We start from the raw sequence: 20492 nt of genomic DNA, 5'->3' as shown, positions 1-20492 counted from the left end.
GCAGCGCCAGAGCCCTGGCGATTTCTGGAACTACACACGTGAATCCCTCCCTGACTTCCGCCCTGCCGGCCGCGCGAGACGCGGCCGGTCAGCAGCATTATCCGGTCGGCGCCCTGTATGTGGTGGCGACGCCCATCGGCAATCTGGCCGATATCAGCCTGCGGGCGCTGCATGTACTGCAGATCGTCGACGCCGTGGCCTGCGAGGACACGCGCCATACCGCGTCCATGCTGTCGGCCTACGGCATCGAACGGCCCCTGGTGGCCTTGCACGAACACAACGAGGCCGAGGCCGCGCAAGCCATGGTGCGGCGCATGCTGGACGGACAGCGCATCGCTTACGTGAGCGATGCAGGCACGCCTGCCGTGAGCGATCCGGGGGCGCGTCTGGTGGCCGCTGCACGGGCGGCCGGTCTCCGGGTGCTGCCCCTGCCGGGGGCCAGCAGCGTGACGGCGCTGCTGAGCGTGGCGGGCATCGCCTTGCGTGGCGACTTCATCTTCGTGGGCTTTCTGCCCAGCAAATCCGCCGAACGGCAGCAGGCCGTCCAGGGGCTGGCGGCCGAGCCGCGCACGCAGGTGCTGCTCGAGGCGCCGCATCGCATCCTGGCGCTGGCCGAGGCGCTGGCGGTGCTGGGCGCCAGACCGGTCACCGTCGGGCGCGAGCTCACCAAGCAGTTCGAGGACATCGACACGGTGCCCGCCGAAGCGCTCGTCGCCTGGCTGCAGGCCACGCCGCAGCGCCAGCGCGGCGAATTCGTGCTGGCGCTGCATCCGGCCTTGCCCGAAGCCGAGGACAGCGAGGCCGACAGTCCGGGCCGCCGGGCGCTGGCCTTGCTGATGGCCGAACTGCCGCTCAAGACCGCCGTCAAGTTGGCGGCCGAGATCACCGGCGAAGCCCGCAATCCGCTGTACGAACACGGCCTGGCACTCAAGAAAGCGCGAGATGCCGATGGCGAGTGAAGGACGACTGCCGTTGCCCGCGCGCGTGGTGGCGACTCTGGGCGTGGCAGCTGTCGCGGCCCTGCTCTGCGTCTGGCTTGGCACCCCCATCCCGTGGATGATCGGACCTCTGCTGGCGACGGCGCTGGTCTCCATCCTGGGCGCACCCACCGTGAGCTGGATCCCGTTTCGCAACGCGGGTCAATGGATCATCGGCACGGCGCTCGGGCTCTACTTCACGCCCGAGGTGCTGGCGTTGCTGGGCCGGCTGTGGTGGGCGATCGTGCTGGCGGTGGTCTGGGCCCTGGCGCTGGGCATGTTCTTCAGTCGCTGGCTGTTCGCGGTCAACAGGGCCCACGTACCGGGGCTGGACCAGGGCACCACTTTTTTTGCCGGCAGCATCGGCGGGGCGTCCGAGATGACGCTGCTGGCCGAGCGCCATGGCGCACGCACCGATCTGGTCGCTTCCGCCCACAGTCTGCGGGTGCTCATCGTGACCGTGCTGATTCCGTTTGCCATTCAGTGGAGCGGCATGCACGGTCTCGATGCCACGCCGCCGGCCGCCCGTGTCGTCGATGGCATGGGATTGGCCGGCCTGCTGCTGGCCAGTGCGGTGGGGGCGATGGTCATGGTCTGGGCCCGGCGCACCAACCCCTGGTTTCTCGGCGCATTCGTGGCCGCGATGCTGCTGACCGTGTCCGGCCAGGATTGGTCGGCCATTCCGGCCGTGCTGTCGAATGCGGCCCAACTGGTGATCGGCGTGAGCCTGGGCGTGCGTTTCACGCCGGCTTTTCTGCGTGGTGCGCCCCGCTGGCTGCTGTCGGTGACCTGGGGAACGCTGGGCATGGTGACGCTGTGCGTGGCGTTCGCGTGGCTGATGTCGCTGGCGACCGGACTGCACCTGGCGACCCTGATCCTGGGCACTTCGCCGGGCGGCATCGCCGAGATGTCGATCACGGCCAAGGTGCTGCAGCTGGGCGTGCCGGTGGTCGTCGCCTTCCAGGTGTGCCGCCTGGTGGCCGTGTTGATTCTGGTCGAACCGATGTACCACCGCATGGTTCGCACCGATTCAGGCACGCCGGCCCGCTAGTCGTCGGCCGGCGGCGCCGAGGCGACCTGGTTGCGGCCGTCCTGCTTGGCCTTGTAGAGCAGCATGTCGGCCCGTCGCACGGCCGAGTCCTCTGCTTCGTCGGTGGGCGAGGCCACGGTCAGCCCCACGCTGACCGTGACGTGGCCGACCGGCGCGATCGGCGTGTCGGCCACGGCGACACGGATTTTCTCGGCCACTTGCAGGGCCTGGGCCAGACCGGTGCGAGGGAGGACGACCACAAATTCTTCGCCGCCGACACGGGCCACGAAATCGGTTTCGCGCAGGGTGTGCAGGATGAGGCCGGCCACACGGGTGAGCACGGCATCGCCCTGAGCATGGCCCCATGAGTCGTTGATGTGCTTGAAATGGTCGATGTCGACCATGAGCACCGCATACGGCGCGACGCCGCGCCCCATGTCGGCGTAGGCGGCCTTGATGCGTTCGTTGGCGGCAAACCGGTTAGGCAGCCCGGTGAGCGCATCGCGCCGGACCAGGGTGCGCAATTCTTCGTTGGCCGCCAGCAACTGGGCGGTGCGCTGTGCGACACGGCCTTCGAGCTCGGTGTTGAGTTGCTCGAGTGCACGCCGGCGTTCCAGCAGCGTGTTGGCCATGCCGCTGAGCGCGCCCGAAAGCCGTTTCAGTTCGAGTGTCTTGCCATGCACGGGGAACTGCACGTTCTCTTCGCCTTTTTCGATCCGGCGCGCGATGTGGGTGAGCCGGGCCAGCGGGCGGCTGATATAGCCTGCGCCCAGCCAGGCCAGGATCAGGAAGGCCAGCGCGCCTCCGCCCATGATGAGGAGCAATGCTGCCTGCAGTTGGCGCACGCTCGACAGCACAATGTCCATGGGCTGCCTGACGACCACCTTCCAGCCCAGCGGGGTACCCGCCACCGGATCGGCCACATCGGCCATGGTGGTGAGATAGAGGGTGGTGCCGCCCCAGCTCAGGAACGCGTCGTGCGATGCGCTGCGCAACTCGGCCGTGGGCGGCGTCTGGCCTTCGACGGCATGTTCCGGGAAGATGATGTCGTTGTCCTTGTTGACGATGAAGACTTCGGTCTGCGTCCGTGCCGCATTCTTGGGCGTGGCGACGCTGAGCACATCGCCGGCCCAGCGCCAATGGGAATGCGACGCCAGCACGCCCCGCAACTGGCCCTGCGTGTCATAGACGGGCGACGCGAAGTCGATGAAGCGGATGGGCTGGGCCGACGGATCGGTCTGCAGCAGCTTGGCCAGCAGCACGGCCTCGTGCACGTCGCCCACGAACACGCCTTGCCGGCCTTCGATGAACCACGGACGCTTGCTCACGCTCTGGCCGACCAGGTGGCCCGAGGTCGCGGACTGGACCTGACCGGCGGTGTCGGCCAGTCCGATCCAGGAATAGTGGGGATAGGAGCGCTGCAGCCGCTCGAGGCTGGCCCGGATCTCGGGACTGTCGAGCGGACTCTGCTGGTAGGTGCTGGTCTGCGCCAGGAGTTCGATCTCGCGCCGTCGCTCGATCAGGTTCTCGGCGATCACGGTGGCGGCCGATGTGGTGACGCCCTGCAGGTTCTGCAGCCGCTCGGCCACCAGCTGGTCGCGATGGACCTTGCTGACGTAGAGGTAGGTGGGCAGACCGACCAGAACGAACAGCATGCCGAACAGGATGGCCAGCCGGCTGCGAAAGGTACGGGGGGTGGGGGTCATCGGACGAGTGAACACGGGCGATGGCCGATGTTAGCGATCCACCGCCGGCCGTACGGCTAATTTTGCAGGGCCAGGGCGCGCTCGGGTGCAAAAACAACGTGTGCGGCCCGGTCATTCCCCGCACCGGGGGCGAAGTCCCTGCCCGATCGAGGGACGCACCCATGAAAAAAGCCGCAGGATGCGGCTTTCGGAGGGCATGGTGCATCCCGGCGCGGCGGTCGAACCGTCCGGGCGCGTGGCCCCCGTGCGGATCGCCGCCCGCTCAGTGCAGCAGGACGGGCTGCTGGGCCAGGCCGGTGTAGCCGTCGAGAATGCGTTCGACTTCTTCCTCGGAAGGGGTATCGACTTCCCAGGCGTTGAGCTGCAACTGGAACATCTCGGCCCAGGAGCCGTCCAGGTAGACCTCCTTGCCCGATCGTTTGTCGACGATCTCGAAACCGTGGCGGGCCAGGGTGGGCACGCTGGGCTCCAGGCTCAGGGAGGAGTCATTGCGTCTAGGCGTGTCGTCCGCCTCGCCAGCATTGGCATGAATGTGGACGACAACAAACGATTCCGAGTCATACAGCATGTTCATGTCGAGGTGTCCTTCAGAGTTGCCTTGACTATCTAGCAACGAACGCGCCAGATTCAAGCCCACCTTAACGCAGTGCAACACGCCACGCAGGTGGGACGGGGTCGTGTTTACCCTTTTTTTGTGTCGGACCTGTGTGTAGGAGAGCGAATCCGGCAACCGATCGGCAATCTATTTGAGACCGGTGGCACGCGACAGCAATTGATCGGCACGGTCGCCGTCCTCCGTCCAGCGGACCCGCACGGGCATGTAGCGGTAGGTGGGCGAGAGCCAGAACTCGATCACCTGGTCGTCGTTGGCTTCGCGTGGCAAGCGGGTGAACTTCACGGCATCGACCGTGCCGGCCGGCAGCTTGACCTTTTCCACCCCGTCGACCCGGAACTGCCAGTCCGGCGCATGGCGCGGGCCGATGACCTGCAGGTCGACGGTGTCGCCGGTCTTGTAGCGTTTGGGATTGGCGCGCAGCGACTGGCCGACCTGCAGCATGAGGCTCAGTCTGTCCTGAGCCCCTTCTTGCCAGGGCTGTGCCGGCCGGTCGGTGTTGAAGGTCACCTGTCTGGCCGCGCGGTCGACGGTCGCGCTGTCGGCCCGTCGCATCTGTTCGGTGTAGCGGTCGGGCGACAGGCCTTGCGCCGTGATGCGCCCTTCGCTGACCTGGCTGCGGGTGCCCAGGATGGGCAGCTTGGTGTCGAGGCGCAAGCGGTATTGGCGGCCGCCCTCGATCGATTGCCAATGCAGAACACTGCTGGCGCTGTAGCGGATGCCCTTGATCTGACCCTGGAGGTCGTAGGCGAGCTCGACATCGGCCGGCAGGTTCCAGGCCTTGGCGGCGGGTCTTGCGGCCTGGGCCTGGACAGGCCCGGCCAGCGCGAGGGCCATGCTCATCAGCACGGCAGGGACGATCGCCCCGGGTTGGGTGTTTCGCATCATGCTCCGGACTCCATGGCTTTTTCCTTCGATGGAAAGAGCTTCGATCCGTTCTGACCCGCGCCGGCGGGGGATGTTCCCGGGAGCGCCTGTCGGTCGAGGGCTACTCCGGCTGTCCCGCAGACCGTCTTCGCGTGCCCGGCCGTGCGGGATCAGTCCAGATAGAGCGTGCAGCGGTCGCCCGAGGCCCGCCGGGCGATGGTCACCTTGCTCAACTGGGGCAGGGCGGGCCGAAGGGCTTCGGCGACGAACGCGCAGAGGTTCTCGAGGGTGGCCGCGCGCAGTCCGGGGACTTCGTCGAGCAGGCGGTGATCGAGCTGTTCGCGCACGCGGGCCAGTTCGGCACGGAAAAAGCCGAGGTCGATCAGCATGCCGGTGACGGGGTCGGGCCGGCCGCCGATGCTGACCACGGCATGGTAGGTGTGGCCGTGGATGCGGCGGCTGGGCTCGGCTTCGATGGCGCGTTCCAGCGTGTGGGCGGCGTCGAAGAAGAATTCCTGGGTCAGTTCGTAGCGCATGGACGAGATCGGGAGAATGAGGGCAGGGGACGGCCGGGGTGGGGATGCATCAGCGGATGCCGATGACTTTGTGCGACTGCACGCTCAGCCGCCAGCCGGGATGCCGCATGCACCAGTCGATGGCCCAGCGGGTGTTGGCCGCCTGGTCGGGACCGTCCATGGGCTGCACGAAACGATGCGTGAAGTCGAGCTGTTCGAGCGCGGCGAGATCGACCTCGGGCTGCGGCACCACCACCTTGAGTTCGCTGCCGCTGCGCTGGGCCAGCGGGGCGGTGCTTTTGGGGCTGACGCAGATCCAGTCGATGCCGGCCGGGGCGGCCAGCGTGCCGTTGGTCTCGACCGCAATCTCGAAGCCGCGCGCATGCAGCGCCTCGACCAGCGCCGTGTCGACCTGCAGCAGCGGTTCGCCGCCGGTCAGCACGACCAGGGGCAGTCCGGTGCCGCGGGCGGATGCGGGCCACTGGGCCCCGACCTGGTCGGCCAGGGCATCCGCACTGCGGTACTTGCCGCCCAGGGTGCCATCGGTGCCGACGAAGTCGGTGTCGCAGAAACGGCAAACGGCCGTCGCGCGATCCGCCTCGCGGCCGCTCCAGAGATTGCAGCCGGCAAACCGGCAGAACACGGCAGCCCGTCCGGCGTTGGCACCCTCGCCTTGCAGGGTGTAGAAGATTTCCTTGACGGCGTAGCTCATGGTGGGCAAAAAGGGCAAAAGTGCGGCAAAAAGACGGGTGGCGGCGGAGCGGGCCCATAGGGCATCCTGCGGCTACGGCTCGAGGGGGGCGAGACGGCAGGCATCGGAGGGCAGTGCAAAAGTCGCCAAGACCGGAAACCCGGGCCGGCGGCTTTGCGCACTGCAATGCAGCGGGCCGCAGGGCCCGCGCGCAGGGTCGTGATTGTCGCATGCCGGGCTGAACCCGGCCAGTCGGGCGCTGTGCGTGTGCAACAGGCCCAGGGCTGCCCGCGTGGGCCTTACCAGTCGAGCAGGCTGACGCCGACGCGCAGCACCGTGCGCTTGTGGTTGTAGTCCAGCAGCGTGTCGCCGTAGCCGTGGAACAGCTCGGCGTGCCAGCGCAGGTTGCTGGTTTCGGGGTTGCCGATGGTGTGCATCCAGCTCAGTTGCGCACCGCCCTTGCCGCTGGCGCGCAGGTTGCTGCGCAACAGCAGGGCCACGCTGTTGAGCCGGTTGACCTGCCAGGTGCCCATCAGGTCGGCACGGCCGTAGGTGGTGGTGATTTCCGGGTTGTTGTCGTCTTCGGCGTGCTCGGGCAAACGCTTCCAGACCCGTGCCGTGAGGCTGTACTTGTCGTCCTTTTCCGCAGCAGCCGAGAGGATGACACGGTTCCAGCTGCGCGACAGCGGATCGCTCTGGCCGTTGGACTGGTGGACCAGCGACAGTCCGGTCACCCGGTAACGCCAGCCGGCGCCGAGCGAGAGATCGCTGGGCAGGATGTAGGTGACCTCGGGTTCGTGGTCGGTGTTGCGGAATGGCCGCGAAAGCTTGCTGTTGAAGATCTGCCAGTAGCTGCGCTGGGTGTAGCCGAACCACACCGAGTCGCGCAGCGAAGGCGTGTTGACGAGCAAGCCCTGCGCCATTTTGGTGCGCACCGACAGCTGGACGAACATCTCGGGATTCTTGAACGGCTCGTAGCGTGTCGCGTCGTTGGCGGGATTGGCCGACGTCGGCAAGCGGTTCATATTGGTCCCGGTCGCCACCATCAGGCTCATCGGGCGATAACCGCGGATGGTGTAGAGGCCGCAGTCGGTACCGGGTTCAAGCTCCCAGAACCGAGACAGGGGCGAGTACTGCCGGCTCTTGCAATCCTGCGGGCTGGGCACGGGCACGAGCCGAACGGGTGTGCCGTCTTCGGCAGAGCCGATGGGGGCGGCCGCGATGGCGGCTGGGGGCACCTCGGGCGGGCTGATCGGGGCCACAGGCTGAGCCGGTGCGTCGCGCAGGGCCGCATCGGTGGTGCCGGGGGCGATGCCGGGTTGCTTGGCCGCCCACTGGCGGAAACAGGTGAGTTGCTCGGTTTCGTTGCCTTTGAGCGCGTAGCAAGCCTGCCAGCCGTTGTCGGCGAGGGCTGCCGGTGCGGCGCCCTGGGCTGCGGCGTAGGGCGTCATGGCCCAGAAGGCCGGCACGCCCAGCATGAGCATCAGCCCGACGGGACGGCGGCCTGCAGGCTGCAGCGGCGTGCAGGCGCGGAATGTCGAGCGTGAAACGTGGGACAGGTCGAGGGTGGAACGCATGGGTACGGAACAACGGGCCGGGACGCCGACCTGATCCGGACATTATTGCCAGCCTGGTGCTCTGCGCATGACAAACGCGTGCGGTCGAAGCTTGATTTTGTTGTCGGGCGATGACAGTGCGGCCGATTCGGCCTGCGCATCCAGCCAGGTCCCGCGGATTTCGCTGTCGCAGGCCGGCGCCACGAACTCACCGCTCCAGCGGCCGGAGGTGGTCTTGCCGTCGGCCGACTCCTCCAGTGCGACCAGGCCCTGGTCGATGTCGCCCACCACCCGTGACGTACCGGTCTGCCCCTCTCGCGCCAGCGTGCCGCTGACACTGCCGGCGTATTCGGGGTGGCGCTGCAGCGTCATCCGGCCTTCGGGCTGGCCGTCGACCTGTACCAGCCACTGGCCGTACAGGCTCTGGCTGCCCGGCGCGGCGGCGGGCGGGCAGGCCGGAGCGCCGGCTGTCGTCGCCGTCGCCGCCGGCAGGGGCGCGCAGGCTTGCAGCGCAGCCAGCGAGAGCAGCACGGCGCCCACGGCCAGGCGGTGCAGGCGGTGCCGGCGGCGGAGGCCCGGTCCTCGGGCCAAAGAGGCCGGGGCAGTCGGTGACGAGAGGGAGAGATCGGAACGGTACATGGGCAAGGTCGGCAACAGGTCGGGTGGCCGCGAAAGAGAGCGGCCCATCGAGTGGAAGGGCTTGCGGAAGGCGCGCGGCGTCATCCCTTGGCACTGGCCAGGTCGGTCTGGGCCTTCTTGGCGAACTCGGCCCGCAGGGCCTTGAGTTTCTCGCGCGGGTCTTCCTTGATCGTGGCCTGGTCCAGCGCCATCTCGGCGATGAATCGGCTGGGAACGCCACGGACCGTCTCGCGGCCCTGCTTGCGCTGCTTGACCCAGCTCACGGCCAGCGAGCGCTGGGCCCGCGTGATGCCCACGTACATCAGGCGCCGTTCTTCCTGCAGGCGTTGCGCGATGTCGTCGCTCACCACCTGCTTCTTGCCGTTGTCGTCGTCGAGCTTGAAAGGCAGCAGGCCTTCGTTGACGCCGATCAGCATGACGTGCGGCCACTCCAGCCCCTTCGAGGCGTGCAGGGTCGACAGCGTCAGGACGTTCTGGTCCTTTTCGCGTTCGCTGATGGTCGACAGCAGCGACACGGTCTGAACGACTTCGAGCAGGGTCTTGATCTCCGGCCCGGTCGTGGCGCCCGCGGCGTCGTCGAGCGTGCCGCCGCAGCGGGCGCTCATCCAGTCGCAGAAATCGAGCACGTTGCCCCAGCGGGCGGCGGCGACCTTGTCGTTTTCCTCGCTGTCGAGCAGATGCTGCTCGTAGCCGATCTCCTTGAGCCATTCCATCAGGAAGGTCTTGGCGTCTTCCGCGCCCAGGGTCTGGCGTGCGCGGTACTCCAGGTCGTTGATGTAGCGGCCGAACTCGTGCAGCGAGCCCACCGCACGCGCACTCACCACCGTCTGCAGGCTGTTGCTGAAGAGCGCTTCGAACAGGCTGACCTTGTATTGGGTGGCAAAGGCGCCGAGCTGTCCCAGCGTGGTGTGGCCGATGCCTCGCTTGGGCGTGCCCACGGCGCGCAGGAAGGCGGGATCGTCGTTGTTGTTGACGATGAGCCGGAACCACGCGCACAGGTCGCGGATCTCGGCCTTGTCGAAGAAGCTCTGCCCACCCGACACCTTGTAGGGGATCTGGGCGCGGCGCAGCGCTTTTTCGAGCACGCGCGCCTGATGGTTGGCCCGATAGAGGATGGCGAAATCCTTCCACTCCTTGAACTGCGGCGAGCCGCTGGCCCCCAACGTGTCGCCCGCGCGCAGGCTCAGGACCCGGTTGACGGCCCGTTCGGCCTCGTGTTCCTCGTTGTCGCCGTCGACCACCCGCACGGGTTCGCCTTCGCCCAGGTCGCTCCAGAGCGTCTTCGGAAACAGCTTGGGGTTGGGGCCGATGACGTTGTTGGCCGCGCGAAGAATGGCGGAGGTCGAGCGGTAGTTCTGCTCGAGCTTGATGACCTTGAGCTCGGGGTAGTCGATCGGCAGCTTCTTGAGGTTGTCGAGCGTCGCGCCGCGCCAGCCGTAGATGGACTGGTCGTCGTCGCCCACGGCGGTGAAGCGGCCGCGTTCGCCCACCATGTACTTGAGCAGTTCGTACTGGGTGGCGTTGGTGTCCTGGTATTCGTCGACCAGCACGTGGCCCATGTTCTGCTGGACCTGCTCGCGCACCTCGGGGTGATCGCGCAGCAGGCGCAGGGGCAGGCCGATGAGGTCGTCGAAGTCCACGCTCTGGTAGGCCGTCAGGCGTTCCTCGTAGCGCCCCATGATGGTCGCGATCACTCGCTCGTTGTCGTCGCGAGCCTGGGCCAGTGCCTGTTCGGCGTTGCGGCCCTCGTTTTTCCACAGGCTGATCGTCCATTGCCACTGGCGTGCCGCAGCGTTGTCCGTGCTGCCGCCGGCGTCTTTCAGGATGGACAGCACATCGTCGGCATCGAGAATGGAGAACTGGGGCTTGAGGCCCAGCACGTCGCCGAACTGGCGCATCAGCCGCACACCCAGGGCGTGGAAGGTGCAGATCACCACGTCGTTGGCGCCGCGCCCGACGAGCTGCTTGGCCCGCTCGCGCATTTCGCTGGCGGCCTTGTTGGTGAAGGTGATGGCCGCGATGCGCTTGGCAGGCATGCCGGCCTGGATCAGGCGGCCGATCTTGTGGGTGATCACGCGGGTCTTGCCCGAGCCTGCGCCCGCCAGCACCAGCGCCGGACCGTGCAGGTAGTTGACCGCTTCTTGCTGGGCAAAGTTGAGACCGGACATGAGAGGGGCAATCGGCAAAGCGTCCGATCATACAAGCTGCCCGGCCGGCCTGTCCGTGGGCAGCGGGCCGGCGCGCAATCCCGCACAATGGCGGCCGTGCAGTCTCTGTTGCAGGTCCTGGCGACCACTTTCCCGTTTTTTGCCCTGGTGCTGTGCGGTTTCGTGGCCGCGCAGCGCGGGCTATTGCCATTGCCGGCCATTCCGGGCCTCAACGGCTTCGTGCTGTACTTCGCACTGCCTTGCATGCTGTTCCAGATGGGCGCCCGCACACCGGTGGCCCAGTTGCTCGACACCCATGTCCTGCTGGTCTACGGCGGCTGCGCGCTGCTGCTGGTCGCGGGCGTGGTCACCGCGGGTCGCCGCATGGGGCTGGACTGGAACAACGCCGCATTCGGCGCGCTGGTGACGGCCTTCCCCAACTCCGGTTTCATGGGCGTGCCGCTGCTGGTCGCCTTGCTGGGACCGGCGGTATCGGGCCCGGTCATCCTGACCATGCTCATCGACATGGTGTTCACCAGCTCCCTGTGCCTGGCCCTGTCGCGGCTCGACGCCACAGCGGGCGGGCAGGGCGCTGCGGTGGCCTTGCGCAACGCGGCCGGCGGCATCGTGCGCAATCCCATGCCGTGGGCCATCGCGCTGGGCGCCGTAGCGTCGGCCGCCGGTCTGGCGCTGCCTGCGCCGGTGTCGCAGACGGTCGGGCTGCTGGCTGCGGCGGCGTCGCCCGTGGCCCTGTTCACCATCGGGGCCGTGCTGGCGCGGGCACGCATCCAGGCCAGCCATCAGGATCCGGCCGGTCCCACCCGGATGCTGCGCGGCCGCGACGATGTCGTCCTGGCGCTGGTCAAGCTGCTGCTGCATCCCCTGCTGGTGCTGGGCATCGGTTATGGGCTTCGTGCCTGCGGCCTGCCGCTCGATGTGGCGGTTCTCCACGTCCTGGCGTTGGTGGCCGCGCTGCCCAGCGCCAGCAACGTCTCGCTGCTGACCGAACGCTACGGTGCCGACAGCGCACGGGTGGCGCGCATCATCATGGTCTCGACGGCACTGGCCTTTGCCAGCTTCGCGGGCTTTGTCGCCTGGCTGGCCTGAGGGCCCTGTACGACGCGGCCCGCGAGGGCGTCCGCCGTGCGGCCGGCGCCTGTGGGGGTCACCAGATCATGAAATCGTCGGTGTGGCGCGGCTCGTCGGTGCTGTAGGCCTGGCGCACCACGCCTTGCGGATCGATGTGCACGTGCCATAGCCGGTCGATGCCGTTCTGGACATAGCGGTAGGTCCAGACGTCGCCCTTGAATGCATACACCCGGGACTGCTCTGCAGGCGGGCCGAAGTTCTGCAGGATGTCCTCGCGTGTCCAGCGGTCCAGTGCGACCCTGGCAAAGAACGCTTCGTCCAGCACCTGCTCCCGCCGCACCACGCGGCCCTGGGCATCGAGGTCCACCTGGTAGACCTGCTGGCCGGCGGGCTGCCGCGAATAGACCAGCCGCTCGCCGCCGCCCGGCAGGGCCATGCGCGAGGTCGGCCGGCCCGAGGCTTGCAGCACCTGGTCTGCGCCCATGCCCAGCGGCAGGCGGTCGGGGTTGGTGGCGCAGCCGGCCAGCAGCGCCGCCAGAAGGCCGGCCGTCAGCAGGCCCGAGAGCGGGGCTCGTCCGAGACGCCGAAACACAGTCGATAAGGGCATGGGCAGCTTTCGGTAAAGGCCTTGCGCTCGCAGCGGCGGGCTCAGGCGCGTTCGCGTTCCGCGTCGCGTTGCGCCTTGACCATCTTGGTCTTGATGCGGTTGCGCTTGAGCGGCGAGAGATATTCCACGAAGACCTTGCCCATCAGATGGTCGAGCTCGTGCTGAACGCAGACTGCGAGCAAGCCATCGGCGCGGCGCGTATAGGTCTTGCCATCGGCATCCAGGGCCTTGAACTCGATCTCGGCGGCGCGTTCGACGCCGTCGTAGACGCCCGGCACCGACAGGCAGCCTTCGTCGCCTTTCTTGCGCTCGGGACTGGCCCAGGTGATTTCGGGATTGATCAGCACCATGGGCTCGTTGCGCTCTTCCGAAACGTCGATCACCACCACGCGCTCATGCACGTCCACCTGTGTCGCGGCCAGGCCCACGCCTTGCGCGTCGTACATCGTGGCCAGCATGTCCTGCGTGAGCTGGCGGATGCGGCCGTCGATGGCGGCAACAGGTTTGGCCACCTTGTGCAGGCGGGGATCGGGGTAGCAAAGAATGTCCAGGATCGTCATGGTTTGTTTGGCTGTCGATGGGCTCGGTGCCCTTGGAGCCATATTTTCGCTGTTTTCAAAAGGACTTGCGAATCGACGGCCCCGCAGTGGGCCGGGTCGTACAGCCTGTCGCGCCGGGCGCCTGCACATCGCGGCGGTCGGCCGATGCCCGAGCCACTCGCTTTGCCTCCCGAAAGATCGATCGATGAACGCCCCCGACCCCCACACCGCCGACGACTGGCCGGACTGGCTGCGGCTCATGGCGACGCCGGGCGTGGGGCCGGACAGCGCACGCCGCCTCCTGGCGGTCTTTGGCCTGCCGCAGGCCATTTTTGCGCAGACCGTGGCCGCTCTGGGCCAGGTCGTCTCATCCTCGGTGGCGCAGGCGCTGGTGCGGGTGCCTGCGGGCTGGTCCGAACACCGGCTGCGGACCGAGCAATGGCTGCAGGCACCCGGAGCGCCGCGTGCCCTTCTGGCGCTGGGCCACCCGGCCTATCCCGAGGCGCTGCTGGCGCTGCACGATCCGCCGGTGCTGCTCTACGCCATGGGGCGCCTGGCGTGTCTGCCGGCCATCCAGCCGTCGGTGGCCCTGATCGGCAGCCGCCATCCCACGGCCCAGGGCGAGGCGAATTCCCGCGCCTTTGCCCGCACGCTGGTGCAGGCCGGGCTGACGGTCGTGTCCGGCCTGGCGCGCGGCATCGACGTCGCCGCCCACGAGGGAGCCCTCGACGGCTGGCGCGAGCGGCCGGTGGACGGCCGGATCGCCACCGTCGCCGTCGTCGGGACGGGCCTGGACACGGTCTACCCGAAGTCGCACACGGCGCTGGCGCAGGAAATCTGCGGCCACGGCCTTCTGATCAGCGAGTACCCGCTGGGCACGCCGCCGCTGGCCGGCAACTTTCCGCGCCGCAATCGCCTGATCGCCGGGCTGGCCCTGGGCACGCTGGTGGTCGAGGCCGCGCTTCAATCCGGCTCGCTCATCACCGCGCGCCTGGCCAGCGAGCAGGGCCGCGAGGTGATGGCCATCCCCGGCTCCATCCACGCCGTGCAATCCCGGGGTTGCCACGCCCTGATCAAACAAGGCGCCAAACTGGTCGAATGTGCACAGGATGTGCTCGAGGAACTGGTGCCGCAGTACACGGCACCGGCGGTCCGGAGCCAGCCTCAGGCCGGCGCCGTCACCGCCCATCGGCGGGAGGGCGGCGCCACGGTCGTCAGCGCCGCGACGCCTGCCGATCCCCGCCAGGGCAGCCTGCTGGCCGGCATGCCGGGCATGACCCAGGGCGATCTGCACGGCCTGCTGCATGCGCTCGGCCATGACCCGGTCGGCTTCGATGTGCTGCTCGCCCGCACCGGCCTGGATGTGCCGCAGCTCCAGGTCCAGCTGTTCGAACTCGAAATGGACGGCCGCGTGGCCCGCCTGCCCGGTGGAATGTTCCAGCGCCTGGGCCACTGATCCGCCGGGGGGCCGGCACAGAAGGCACAGCCGCATCGAAAAAGCCCGCGGGCCTGAGGCGGCCGGCGGGCTGTGGTTTCGAGAAAAAAGGGGGATGGGGCAGGGCCCCGTTGCGTCACATCATGCGTTTGGGCGGTTCGTGCATGTGGTTCTGCTGGCGGGATTTGTGCTTGATGACTTGGCGATCGAGCTTGTCCATCAGTTCGTCGACGGCGGCGTACAGGTCGTAGTGCGCGCTTTCTGCAAATACATCGTTGCCTTTCACTCGGATGTTGCACTCGGCGCGCTGGCGTTTTTCCTTCTCCTTCATGTTGTCGATCGTGAGCAGCACCTTGACGTCGACAAGCTGGTCGAAGTGTCGCGTGATGCGATCCAGCTTGGTGGTGACATAACTGCGCAGGGCAGGGGATACGTCGAGGTGGTGACCGCTGATAGTCAAGTTCATGGAACAGCCTCTCTCAATTTTCGCAAGGAAACACATCCGTCCCGCTTGGTAAACGATGGCAGGACGGCACCCGGAACCCGAAGCCGGATTCCTCAACGCCTGGGGCCTACGGCGTTGGAACCAATATGCGTTCGCAGTCCGCGTTCTGGCAAGGGGCCGCCCTGCTCGCCACTGTGGCTCTGCTAGCCAGCAACCGGTGCCCTGGTTATGATGCTGGAGGTGATGGGGCCACCGACCGCCGCGGGTCGTCGTGCAGGGCCCCATGCGTCTTTCATGCTTTTCTTCCGTTCGACGGTGTCTTCGCTGCTATCGATCGTGACAGAAACGAACGGCGGCCTCACGCTTTTGAAAAAACTGTCAAAACTTGTATCTTCGCGCCGGCCACAGCCATAATGACCGCCATGTCCCGCTTCGATCGTTTTCTTTCTTCTCCTGCCGCCCCTGCGGCAGCGTGTCTGGATGGGCGCTGGCGTAAGCCTTCAGCCTGAACTCCTTGCGCGCCCCTGGGCGCTCGTCCGATGCCTGCGACACCCCCCAGCGTGTGTGTCCACGCTGCGTTCAATGACCGCAGCGGCCCCCAGCCTATCCCGAACAGAAAGAAGAACAGCCATGCTGCTGATGATCGACAACTACGACAGCTTTACCTACAACATCGTCCAGTACCTGGGTGAACTGGGCGCCGACGTGCAGGTCGCCCGCAATGACGAGATCACGCTCGACGAAGTCGCCGAACGGATCCGCCAGGGCGTCGACCGCCTCGTGATCTCGCCCGGTCCGTGCTCGCCGGCCGAGGCCGGCATCTCGGTCGGTGCCATCCAGCGCTTTGCCGGCCAGTTGCCGATCCTCGGCGTTTGCCTGGGCCATCAGAGCATCGGCGCCGCATTCGGCGGCACCATCGTGCGCGCCCAGCAACTCATGCATGGCAAGACCAGCGTCATCACCACCACGCAGCAGGGCGTCTTTGCCGGCCTGCCCCGCCAGTTCACCGTCAACCGCTACCACTCGCTGTCGATTGCGCGCGAAAGCCTGCCCGACGTGCTGGAAGTCACCGCCTGGACCGACGACGGCGAGATCATGGGCGTGCGCCACAAGACGCTGGACATCGAGGGCGTGCAGTTCCACCCCGAATCCATCCTGACCGAACACGGACACGACATGCTGCGAAACTTCCTGCAGCGCCCGGCCAACGTTCCGGCCGAACTGGCCGCATGAGGAGTTCAAACATGCCCATCACCGCCCAGGAAGCGCTGCAGCGCACCATCGAACACCGCGAGATCTTCCACGACGAAATGCTGCATCTCATGCGGCAGATCATGCGGGGCGAACTCTCGCCCGCCATCACCGCGGCCCTGATCGCCGGCTTGCGCGTCAAGAAGGAAACCATCGGCGAGATCAGCGCCGCCGCACAGGTGATGCGTGAATTCGCCACCCGGGTGCATGTCGGCGACCCGACCCATCTGGTCGACATCGTCGGCACCGGCGGCGACGGCGCGCATACCTTCAACATCTCCACCTGCTCGGCTTTCGTGGTCGCCGCTGCCGGAGGGCGGGTGAGCAAGCACGGCGGACGCAGCGTATCCAGCAAGTCCGGCAGTGCCGACGTGCTCGATGCCCTGGGCGTGGAGATCAATCTCAAGCCCGAGCAGATCGCCCGCTGCATCGCCGAGGTCGGCATCGGCTTCATGTTCGCGCCCAACCACCATCCCGCCATGAAGAACGTGGCGCCGGTGCGCAAGGAACTCGGCATCAAGACGATCTTCAACATCCTCGGGCCGCTCACCAACCCGGCCGGCGCGCCCAACATCCTGATGGGTGTCTTCCATGCGGATCTGGTCGGCATCCAGGTGCGGGCGCTGCAGCGCCTGGGCGCCGAGCATGCCCTGGTGGTCTATGGCCGCGACGGGCTCGACGAAATCAGCCTGGGTGCGGGCACCCTGGTCGGCGAGCTCAGGCACGGCGAGGTCCACGAGTACGAGATCCATCCGGAAGACTTCGGCCTGCCCATGGCCAGTACCCGCAGCCTGCGCGTCGAGACCCCCGAACAATCGCTGCACATGCTGCGCGGCGTGCTGGCCGGCGACAGCGGTCCGGCCCGCGACATCGTGCTGCTCAACAGCGCCGGCGCGCTGTATGCGGCCAATGTCGCCGCCAGCCTGGCCGAGGGCATCGCCCTGGCACGGCTCGCCATCGACAGCGGCGGCGCGCAAGCCAAGCTCGAACACTTCATCGCCCTGAGCCAGCAGCTCGGCCGCGCCTGAGGCGCCCCAGACCCCCTTACAGCCATAAGCCACCATGTCCTCTGACATCCTGAACCAGATCGTTGCCGTCAAACGCGAGGAAATCGCTGCGGCGCAGCGCCGCGCGCCCCTCGAGGCCGTGCGTGCCGATGCGTTCTCGCGCCTGACCACCCGCGATTTTGTCGGTGCCCTGCGCGCCAAGATCGCCCGCAACCAGGCTGCAGTGATCGCCGAAGTCAAGAAGGCCAGCCCCTCCAAGGGCGTGCTGCGCGCCGACTTCGTTCCCGCCGACATCGCCCAGAGTTATGCCTACGGCGACGGCCGCGTCAGCGCGGCTTGCCTGTCGGTGCTCACCGACCGGCAGTTCTTCCAGGGCAGTCCCGACTATCTGCGCCAGGCCCGTGCCTCGTGCGACCTGCCGGTGCTGCGCAAGGACTTCATCGTCGATGCCTACCAGGTGTATGAATCGCGCGCCATGGGTGCGGATTGCATCCTGCTGATCGCCGCCTGTCTCGACGATGCGCAGATGGCCGAGTTCGAGGCCATTGCAGCCACGCTCGACATGGCCGTTCTGGTCGAAGTGCACGACGAAGCCGAGCTCGCGCGGGCGCTCAAGCTCAAGACGCCGCTGATCGGCATCAACAACCGCAATCTGCGGACCTTCGAGGTCACGCTCGACACCACGCTGTCGCTGCAGAGCCAGGTGCCGGCAGATCGCCTGCTGGTGACGGAGTCCGGCATTCTGCAGGCCGCCGATGTGCAGCGCATGCGCGAAGCCGGCGTGCACGCTTTCCTGGTGGGCGAAGCGTTCATGCGCGCCCCCGAACCCGGCGAGGCCCTGGCCGAGCTGTTTGCCTGAGGACCGTGCCCATGGCCGATCAGCTCCAGAGCGCGGATCCCGCCGAATGGCTTGTCGCCCCGGGCTGGCAGGCCCTGGTCGATACCTTCTTTGCCAGTGCGGCGGGGCAGGGCATCCGGTCCTTCCTGCAGCAGCGGCTCGATGCCGGCGCGGTGATCTTTCCGCCCCAGCCCCTGCGGGCGCTGGAGCTGACGCCGCCCGAGTCGGTGCGTGTCGTCATCCTGGGGCAGGATCCCTACCATGGCCGCGGTCAGGCCGAGGGCCTGGCCTTCTCGGTGGCGCCCGGTGTGCCGCTGCCGCCTTCGCTGCGCAATATCTTCAAGGAATTGCAGCGCGACCTCGGCACGCCGCCGCCTGCGTTTCCCGAGCCGGGCGGCAGCCTGGTCAACTGGGCACGGCACGGCGTGCTGCTGCTCAACACCGGCCTCACGGTCGAGGAAGGGCAGCCTGCCAGCCATGCCGGCAAGGGGTGGGAGCACCTGACCGATGCGGTGATCCGTCACGTTGCCGATCACGATCGCCCCAAGGTGTTCATGCTGTGGGGTTCGCATGCCCAGAGCAAACGGGCGCTGATCGATGCGAAGCGCCATCTGGTGCTGACCTCGAACCACCCGTCGCCGCTGTCGGCCCTGCGCCCGCCCGTCCCTTTCATCGGCAACGGCCATTTCTCGCAGGCACGTGCCTGGCGCGAACAGCACGGGGGCTGAGCCGGGCGTTCAGATGCCCAGCTTCATGTCGTCGAGGTAGTCGCGGCGGATATTGACCGTGCTTTTCACGCCCAGCGCGGCATAGTGCTTGTGCAACCAGTTCTCGGCCGCGCTCTGGCCGAGCTGGAACAGCGCCTGGATCATCGAGGGATCGGTCGACAGCTTGCTCGACACCGGATAGGCCGCCATGGCTTCGCCGCCGTCGATGCGGTGCAGCAGGACCTGCTTGTAATCGTCTCCCGACAACCTGCCGTTTTCCAGCAGCCGGTTGATGAAGTCGATGATGCGCATCTGGCTCAGCAGGCTGGAGTTGAAGGTGAGCTCGCTGATGCGGTCGAGGATGTCGGCGGGATTCTGGGGCGTCTGCGGCCGCACCAGCGGCGAGATCTGGACCAGCAGGATGTCCCGGGTGCTGCACTGGTTGATCAGCGGCGTGATGGCCGGGTTGCCGGAATAGCCGCCGTCCCAGTAGGCGTGGCCGTCGATCTCGACCGCCTGGAACATCATCGGCAGGCAGGCCGATGCCATCACGGCCTGCAGGCTCAGGCGCTTGCCCTCGAAGACCTCGACCTTGCCGGTGGTCACGTGCGTGGCCGAGACGAATACCTTGGGCTGGCGCAGCCGCGCCACGGCGTCGAAGTCGACCTCGCGCTGAAGCAGGTCGCGCAGGGGGTTGATGTCCAGCGGGTTGGCCTGGTAGGGCGAGATCAGCCGGTTCATGGCGCCCTTCATCATGTCCATGGGCATGCTGAAGCCCGGCAGCATCTTGAGCAGGCTGTTCTGGATGGAGCCCAGGCTGCCCAGCCCCACCACGCCTTCCCACACCCGGCGCAGCGATTGCCGGGCCGCCAGCCGTGCATCCTCGCCGCTGGCCAGGGCGCTGGCGTAGCCATGGGCCAATGCAACCGCATTGACCGCGCCGGCACTGGCGCCGCTGATGCCCTCGATGGACAGGCGCTCGTCGGCCAGCAGGGTGTCGAGCACGCCCCAGGTGAAGGCACCATGCGAGCCGCCGCCCTGCAGCGCCAGGTTGATGGGCCGGTGTGCCTGGGGCTGCACCGGATCGGTCTTGCTGGACGGGGTGGAGTCGTTTTGCATGGACTCATTGTGGCGCCTGTGGCCGATCGCGTGATGACAGCGCGGCGGCGACGCCACTGCCGCAAAGGCGTGTCAGCCCTGTGACACCCTTTCATTGCAGAAAGAGGTGGCCACGAAGCTGAAACGCCGTATTTTTTGTGCCAGAATATCGCCACACGCCGAGCCAAAGGTGTGGTATATTTCGAGATTCGCTGGAGAGGTGGCCGAGTGGTTAATGGCAGCAGACTGTAAATCTGCCCTCTTACGAGTACGCTGGTTCGAATCCAGCCCTCTCCACCAGCGATCCTTGAAGTGTCGTTGAGATCTGTACAGTCGCCGGCTGTTAGGGTGGCTTGCAGCAATCGGGCGGGAGTAGTTCAATGGTAGAACCCTAGCCTTCCAAGCTAATGACGCGGGTTCGATTCCCGTCTCCCGCTCCAGTCAAGGTAGTTGGCAAACGGTAAAAATTTTGTGCAACGGCCTCGCCGGTGCATAAGCCCATGTGGCTCAGTGGTAGAGCACTCCCTTGGTAAGGGAGAGGTCGCGGGTCCGATTCCCGCCATGGGCACCACAGTTTGATGTTCTAAATTCGTTAGCGTCTAGTTTCGCAGTAAGCGTCCATAGATCAGATCGGAGTCGAAAATGGCAAAAGGAAAATTCGAACGTACCAAGCCGCACGTGAACGTGGGCACGATTGGTCACGTTGACCACGGCAAGACCACGCTGACGGCAGCG

Annotated in this window: 21 protein-coding genes and 3 tRNA genes; 12 read left to right on the top strand and 12 right to left on the bottom strand. The window is 66.9% G+C overall.

The window, feature by feature from the left end; translation table 11 throughout:
- Window positions 1–38: 38 nt before the first annotated feature.
- Together rsmI and EC845_RS00850 are read left to right on the top strand one after the other, a co-directional pair.
- Window positions 39–959 (top strand): 16S rRNA (cytidine(1402)-2'-O)-methyltransferase, encoded by a 921-nt coding sequence (gene rsmI, locus EC845_RS00855; protein WP_199739694.1) that lies wholly within the window; start codon window positions 39–41, stop codon window positions 957–959.
- On the top strand, window positions 943–2028 hold the full coding sequence (locus tag EC845_RS00850) for an AbrB family transcriptional regulator (protein ID WP_370451218.1): 1086 nt from the start codon (window positions 943–945) through the stop codon (window positions 2026–2028). Before rsmI ends, EC845_RS00850 begins: the two co-directional genes overlap by 17 nt.
- Here the strand turns inward: EC845_RS00850 and EC845_RS00845 are convergent.
- The 8 genes from EC845_RS00845 to EC845_RS00810 form a co-directional block, all read right to left on the bottom strand.
- Window positions 2025–3713, bottom strand: a complete 1689-nt coding sequence (locus EC845_RS00845) for a diguanylate cyclase (protein ID WP_123295339.1) — start codon at window positions 3711–3713, stop codon at window positions 2025–2027. The genes EC845_RS00850 and EC845_RS00845 overlap by 4 nt on opposite strands.
- A 262-nt stretch (window positions 3714–3975) precedes the next feature.
- Complete coding sequence (locus EC845_RS00840; RefSeq protein WP_123295338.1) at window positions 3976–4287, bottom strand: DUF3567 domain-containing protein; 312 nt, start codon at window positions 4285–4287, stop codon at window positions 3976–3978.
- Window positions 4288–4455: 168 nt separating this feature from the next.
- Window positions 4456–5214, bottom strand: coding sequence for a DUF3108 domain-containing protein (locus EC845_RS00835; RefSeq protein ID WP_123295337.1), 759 nt, complete (start codon window positions 5212–5214; stop codon window positions 4456–4458).
- Between the two features lie 149 nt (window positions 5215–5363).
- A complete protein-coding gene (locus EC845_RS00830; protein ID WP_123295336.1) occupies window positions 5364–5729 on the bottom strand; it encodes a 6-carboxytetrahydropterin synthase in 366 nt (121 codons plus the stop codon).
- A 49-nt stretch (window positions 5730–5778) separates the two neighbouring features.
- Window positions 5779–6420 carry a 7-carboxy-7-deazaguanine synthase gene (queE, locus tag EC845_RS00825; RefSeq protein ID WP_123295335.1) on the bottom strand — a complete coding sequence of 214 codons (642 nt, stop codon included), beginning with the start codon at window positions 6418–6420 and terminating at the stop codon, window positions 5779–5781.
- 278 nt (window positions 6421–6698) lie between these two features.
- Window positions 6699–7976 carry a phospholipase A gene (locus tag EC845_RS00820; protein ID WP_233597890.1) on the bottom strand — a complete coding sequence of 426 codons (1278 nt, stop codon included), beginning with the start codon at window positions 7974–7976 and terminating at the stop codon, window positions 6699–6701.
- A 42-nt stretch (window positions 7977–8018) separates the two neighbouring features.
- Complete coding sequence (locus EC845_RS00815) at window positions 8019–8594, bottom strand: hypothetical protein (RefSeq protein ID WP_148077204.1); 576 nt, start codon at window positions 8592–8594, stop codon at window positions 8019–8021.
- 80 nt (window positions 8595–8674) lie between these two features.
- Window positions 8675–10762, bottom strand: coding sequence for an ATP-dependent helicase (locus EC845_RS00810; RefSeq protein WP_123295333.1), 2088 nt, complete (start codon window positions 10760–10762; stop codon window positions 8675–8677).
- Between the two features lie 105 nt (window positions 10763–10867).
- Between EC845_RS00810 and EC845_RS00805 the strand changes: the two genes are divergently transcribed.
- Window positions 10868–11848 carry an AEC family transporter gene (locus tag EC845_RS00805; RefSeq protein ID WP_123295394.1) on the top strand — a complete coding sequence of 327 codons (981 nt, stop codon included), beginning with the start codon at window positions 10868–10870 and terminating at the stop codon, window positions 11846–11848.
- 58 nt (window positions 11849–11906) lie between these two features.
- Here EC845_RS00805 and EC845_RS00800 read toward each other — a convergent pair whose 3' ends face one another.
- The gene (locus EC845_RS00800) at window positions 11907–12437 is read right to left on the bottom strand and encodes a hypothetical protein (protein ID WP_123295332.1); all 531 of its coding nucleotides are present in this window, start codon (window positions 12435–12437) and stop codon (window positions 11907–11909) included.
- Between the two features lie 41 nt (window positions 12438–12478).
- Window positions 12479–12997: a peptide deformylase gene (gene def, locus EC845_RS00795; RefSeq protein WP_123295331.1), complete on the bottom strand. Its 519-nt coding sequence runs from the start codon at window positions 12995–12997 to the stop codon at window positions 12479–12481.
- A 184-nt stretch (window positions 12998–13181) separates the two neighbouring features.
- On the opposite strand from def, the gene dprA reads away from it, so the two are divergent.
- Window positions 13182–14432, top strand: coding sequence for a DNA-processing protein DprA (gene dprA, locus EC845_RS00790; RefSeq protein WP_123295330.1), 1251 nt, complete (start codon window positions 13182–13184; stop codon window positions 14430–14432).
- Window positions 14433–14547: 115 nt separating this feature from the next.
- Here dprA and hpf read toward each other — a convergent pair whose 3' ends face one another.
- Window positions 14548–14877, bottom strand: a complete 330-nt coding sequence (gene hpf, locus EC845_RS00785; protein ID WP_123295329.1) for a ribosome hibernation-promoting factor, HPF/YfiA family — start codon at window positions 14875–14877, stop codon at window positions 14548–14550.
- Between the two features lie 618 nt (window positions 14878–15495).
- Here hpf and EC845_RS00780 point away from each other — a divergent pair.
- From EC845_RS00780 to EC845_RS00765, 4 genes are read left to right on the top strand one after another with little or no spacing between them, the layout of a single operon-like run.
- On the top strand, window positions 15496–16089 hold the full coding sequence (locus EC845_RS00780) for an aminodeoxychorismate/anthranilate synthase component II (protein ID WP_199739693.1): 594 nt from the start codon (window positions 15496–15498) through the stop codon (window positions 16087–16089).
- Window positions 16090–16100: 11 nt separating this feature from the next.
- Entirely contained in the window at window positions 16101–17135 is a 1035-nt protein-coding gene (trpD, locus tag EC845_RS00775; protein ID WP_123295327.1) for an anthranilate phosphoribosyltransferase, read from the top strand.
- A 34-nt stretch (window positions 17136–17169) separates the two neighbouring features.
- Window positions 17170–17973 carry an indole-3-glycerol phosphate synthase TrpC gene (gene trpC / locus EC845_RS00770; protein WP_123295326.1) on the top strand — a complete coding sequence of 268 codons (804 nt, stop codon included), beginning with the start codon at window positions 17170–17172 and terminating at the stop codon, window positions 17971–17973.
- Window positions 17974–17984: 11 nt separating this feature from the next.
- Window positions 17985–18680 carry a uracil-DNA glycosylase gene (locus EC845_RS00765; RefSeq protein ID WP_123295325.1) on the top strand — a complete coding sequence of 232 codons (696 nt, stop codon included), beginning with the start codon at window positions 17985–17987 and terminating at the stop codon, window positions 18678–18680.
- Between the two features lie 9 nt (window positions 18681–18689).
- Here EC845_RS00765 and EC845_RS00760 read toward each other — a convergent pair whose 3' ends face one another.
- Window positions 18690–19778, bottom strand: coding sequence for a patatin-like phospholipase family protein (locus EC845_RS00760; RefSeq protein ID WP_123295324.1), 1089 nt, complete (start codon window positions 19776–19778; stop codon window positions 18690–18692).
- A gap of 193 nt (window positions 19779–19971) precedes the next feature.
- On the opposite strand from EC845_RS00760, the gene EC845_RS00755 reads away from it, so the two are divergent.
- The 4 genes from EC845_RS00755 to EC845_RS00740 form a co-directional block, all read left to right on the top strand.
- Window positions 19972–20057: transfer RNA gene (locus EC845_RS00755), tRNA-Tyr, on the top strand.
- Between the two features lie 66 nt (window positions 20058–20123).
- A tRNA-Gly gene (locus EC845_RS00750) sits at window positions 20124–20197 on the top strand.
- Window positions 20198–20253: 56 nt separating this feature from the next.
- Window positions 20254–20328: transfer RNA gene (locus EC845_RS00745), tRNA-Thr, on the top strand.
- Window positions 20329–20399: 71 nt separating this feature from the next.
- On the top strand, window positions 20400–20492 hold a 93-nt coding region (locus EC845_RS00740; RefSeq protein ID WP_005434227.1), incomplete at its 3' end, for a GTP-binding protein.

Source organism: Comamonas sp. BIGb0124 (assembly GCF_003752175.1).
GTDB lineage: Bacteria > Pseudomonadota > Gammaproteobacteria > Burkholderiales > Burkholderiaceae_C > Comamonas_F.
This window is presented reverse-complemented; position numbering and strand designations above follow the sequence as displayed.

Coding starts and splice junctions, on each gene's coding strand:
- EC845_RS00850 (WP_370451218.1), top strand. CDS start 943: ATGCCGATGGCGAGTGAAGGACGACTGCCGTTGCCCGCGCGCGTGGTG.
- EC845_RS00845 (WP_123295339.1), bottom strand. CDS start 3,713: ATGACCCCCACCCCCCGTACCTTTCGCAGCCGGCTGGCCATCCTGTTC.
- EC845_RS00840 (WP_123295338.1), bottom strand. CDS start 4,287: ATGAACATGCTGTATGACTCGGAATCGTTTGTTGTCGTCCACATTCAT.
- EC845_RS00835 (WP_123295337.1), bottom strand. CDS start 5,214: ATGATGCGAAACACCCAACCCGGGGCGATCGTCCCTGCCGTGCTGATG.
- EC845_RS00830 (WP_123295336.1), bottom strand. CDS start 5,729: ATGCGCTACGAACTGACCCAGGAATTCTTCTTCGACGCCGCCCACACG.
- queE (WP_123295335.1), bottom strand. CDS start 6,420: ATGAGCTACGCCGTCAAGGAAATCTTCTACACCCTGCAAGGCGAGGGT.
- EC845_RS00820 (WP_233597890.1), bottom strand. CDS start 7,976: ATGCGTTCCACCCTCGACCTGTCCCACGTTTCACGCTCGACATTCCGC.
- EC845_RS00815 (WP_148077204.1), bottom strand. CDS start 8,594: ATGTACCGTTCCGATCTCTCCCTCTCGTCACCGACTGCCCCGGCCTCT.
- EC845_RS00810 (WP_123295333.1), bottom strand. CDS start 10,762: ATGTCCGGTCTCAACTTTGCCCAGCAAGAAGCGGTCAACTACCTGCAC.
- EC845_RS00800 (WP_123295332.1), bottom strand. CDS start 12,437: ATGCCCTTATCGACTGTGTTTCGGCGTCTCGGACGAGCCCCGCTCTCG.
- def (WP_123295331.1), bottom strand. CDS start 12,997: ATGACGATCCTGGACATTCTTTGCTACCCCGATCCCCGCCTGCACAAG.
- dprA (WP_123295330.1), top strand. CDS start 13,182: ATGAACGCCCCCGACCCCCACACCGCCGACGACTGGCCGGACTGGCTG.
- hpf (WP_123295329.1), bottom strand. CDS start 14,877: ATGAACTTGACTATCAGCGGTCACCACCTCGACGTATCCCCTGCCCTG.
- EC845_RS00780 (WP_199739693.1), top strand. CDS start 15,496: ATGATCGACAACTACGACAGCTTTACCTACAACATCGTCCAGTACCTG.
- trpD (WP_123295327.1), top strand. CDS start 16,101: ATGCCCATCACCGCCCAGGAAGCGCTGCAGCGCACCATCGAACACCGC.
- trpC (WP_123295326.1), top strand. CDS start 17,170: ATGTCCTCTGACATCCTGAACCAGATCGTTGCCGTCAAACGCGAGGAA.
- EC845_RS00765 (WP_123295325.1), top strand. CDS start 17,985: ATGGCCGATCAGCTCCAGAGCGCGGATCCCGCCGAATGGCTTGTCGCC.
- EC845_RS00760 (WP_123295324.1), bottom strand. CDS start 19,778: ATGCAAAACGACTCCACCCCGTCCAGCAAGACCGATCCGGTGCAGCCC.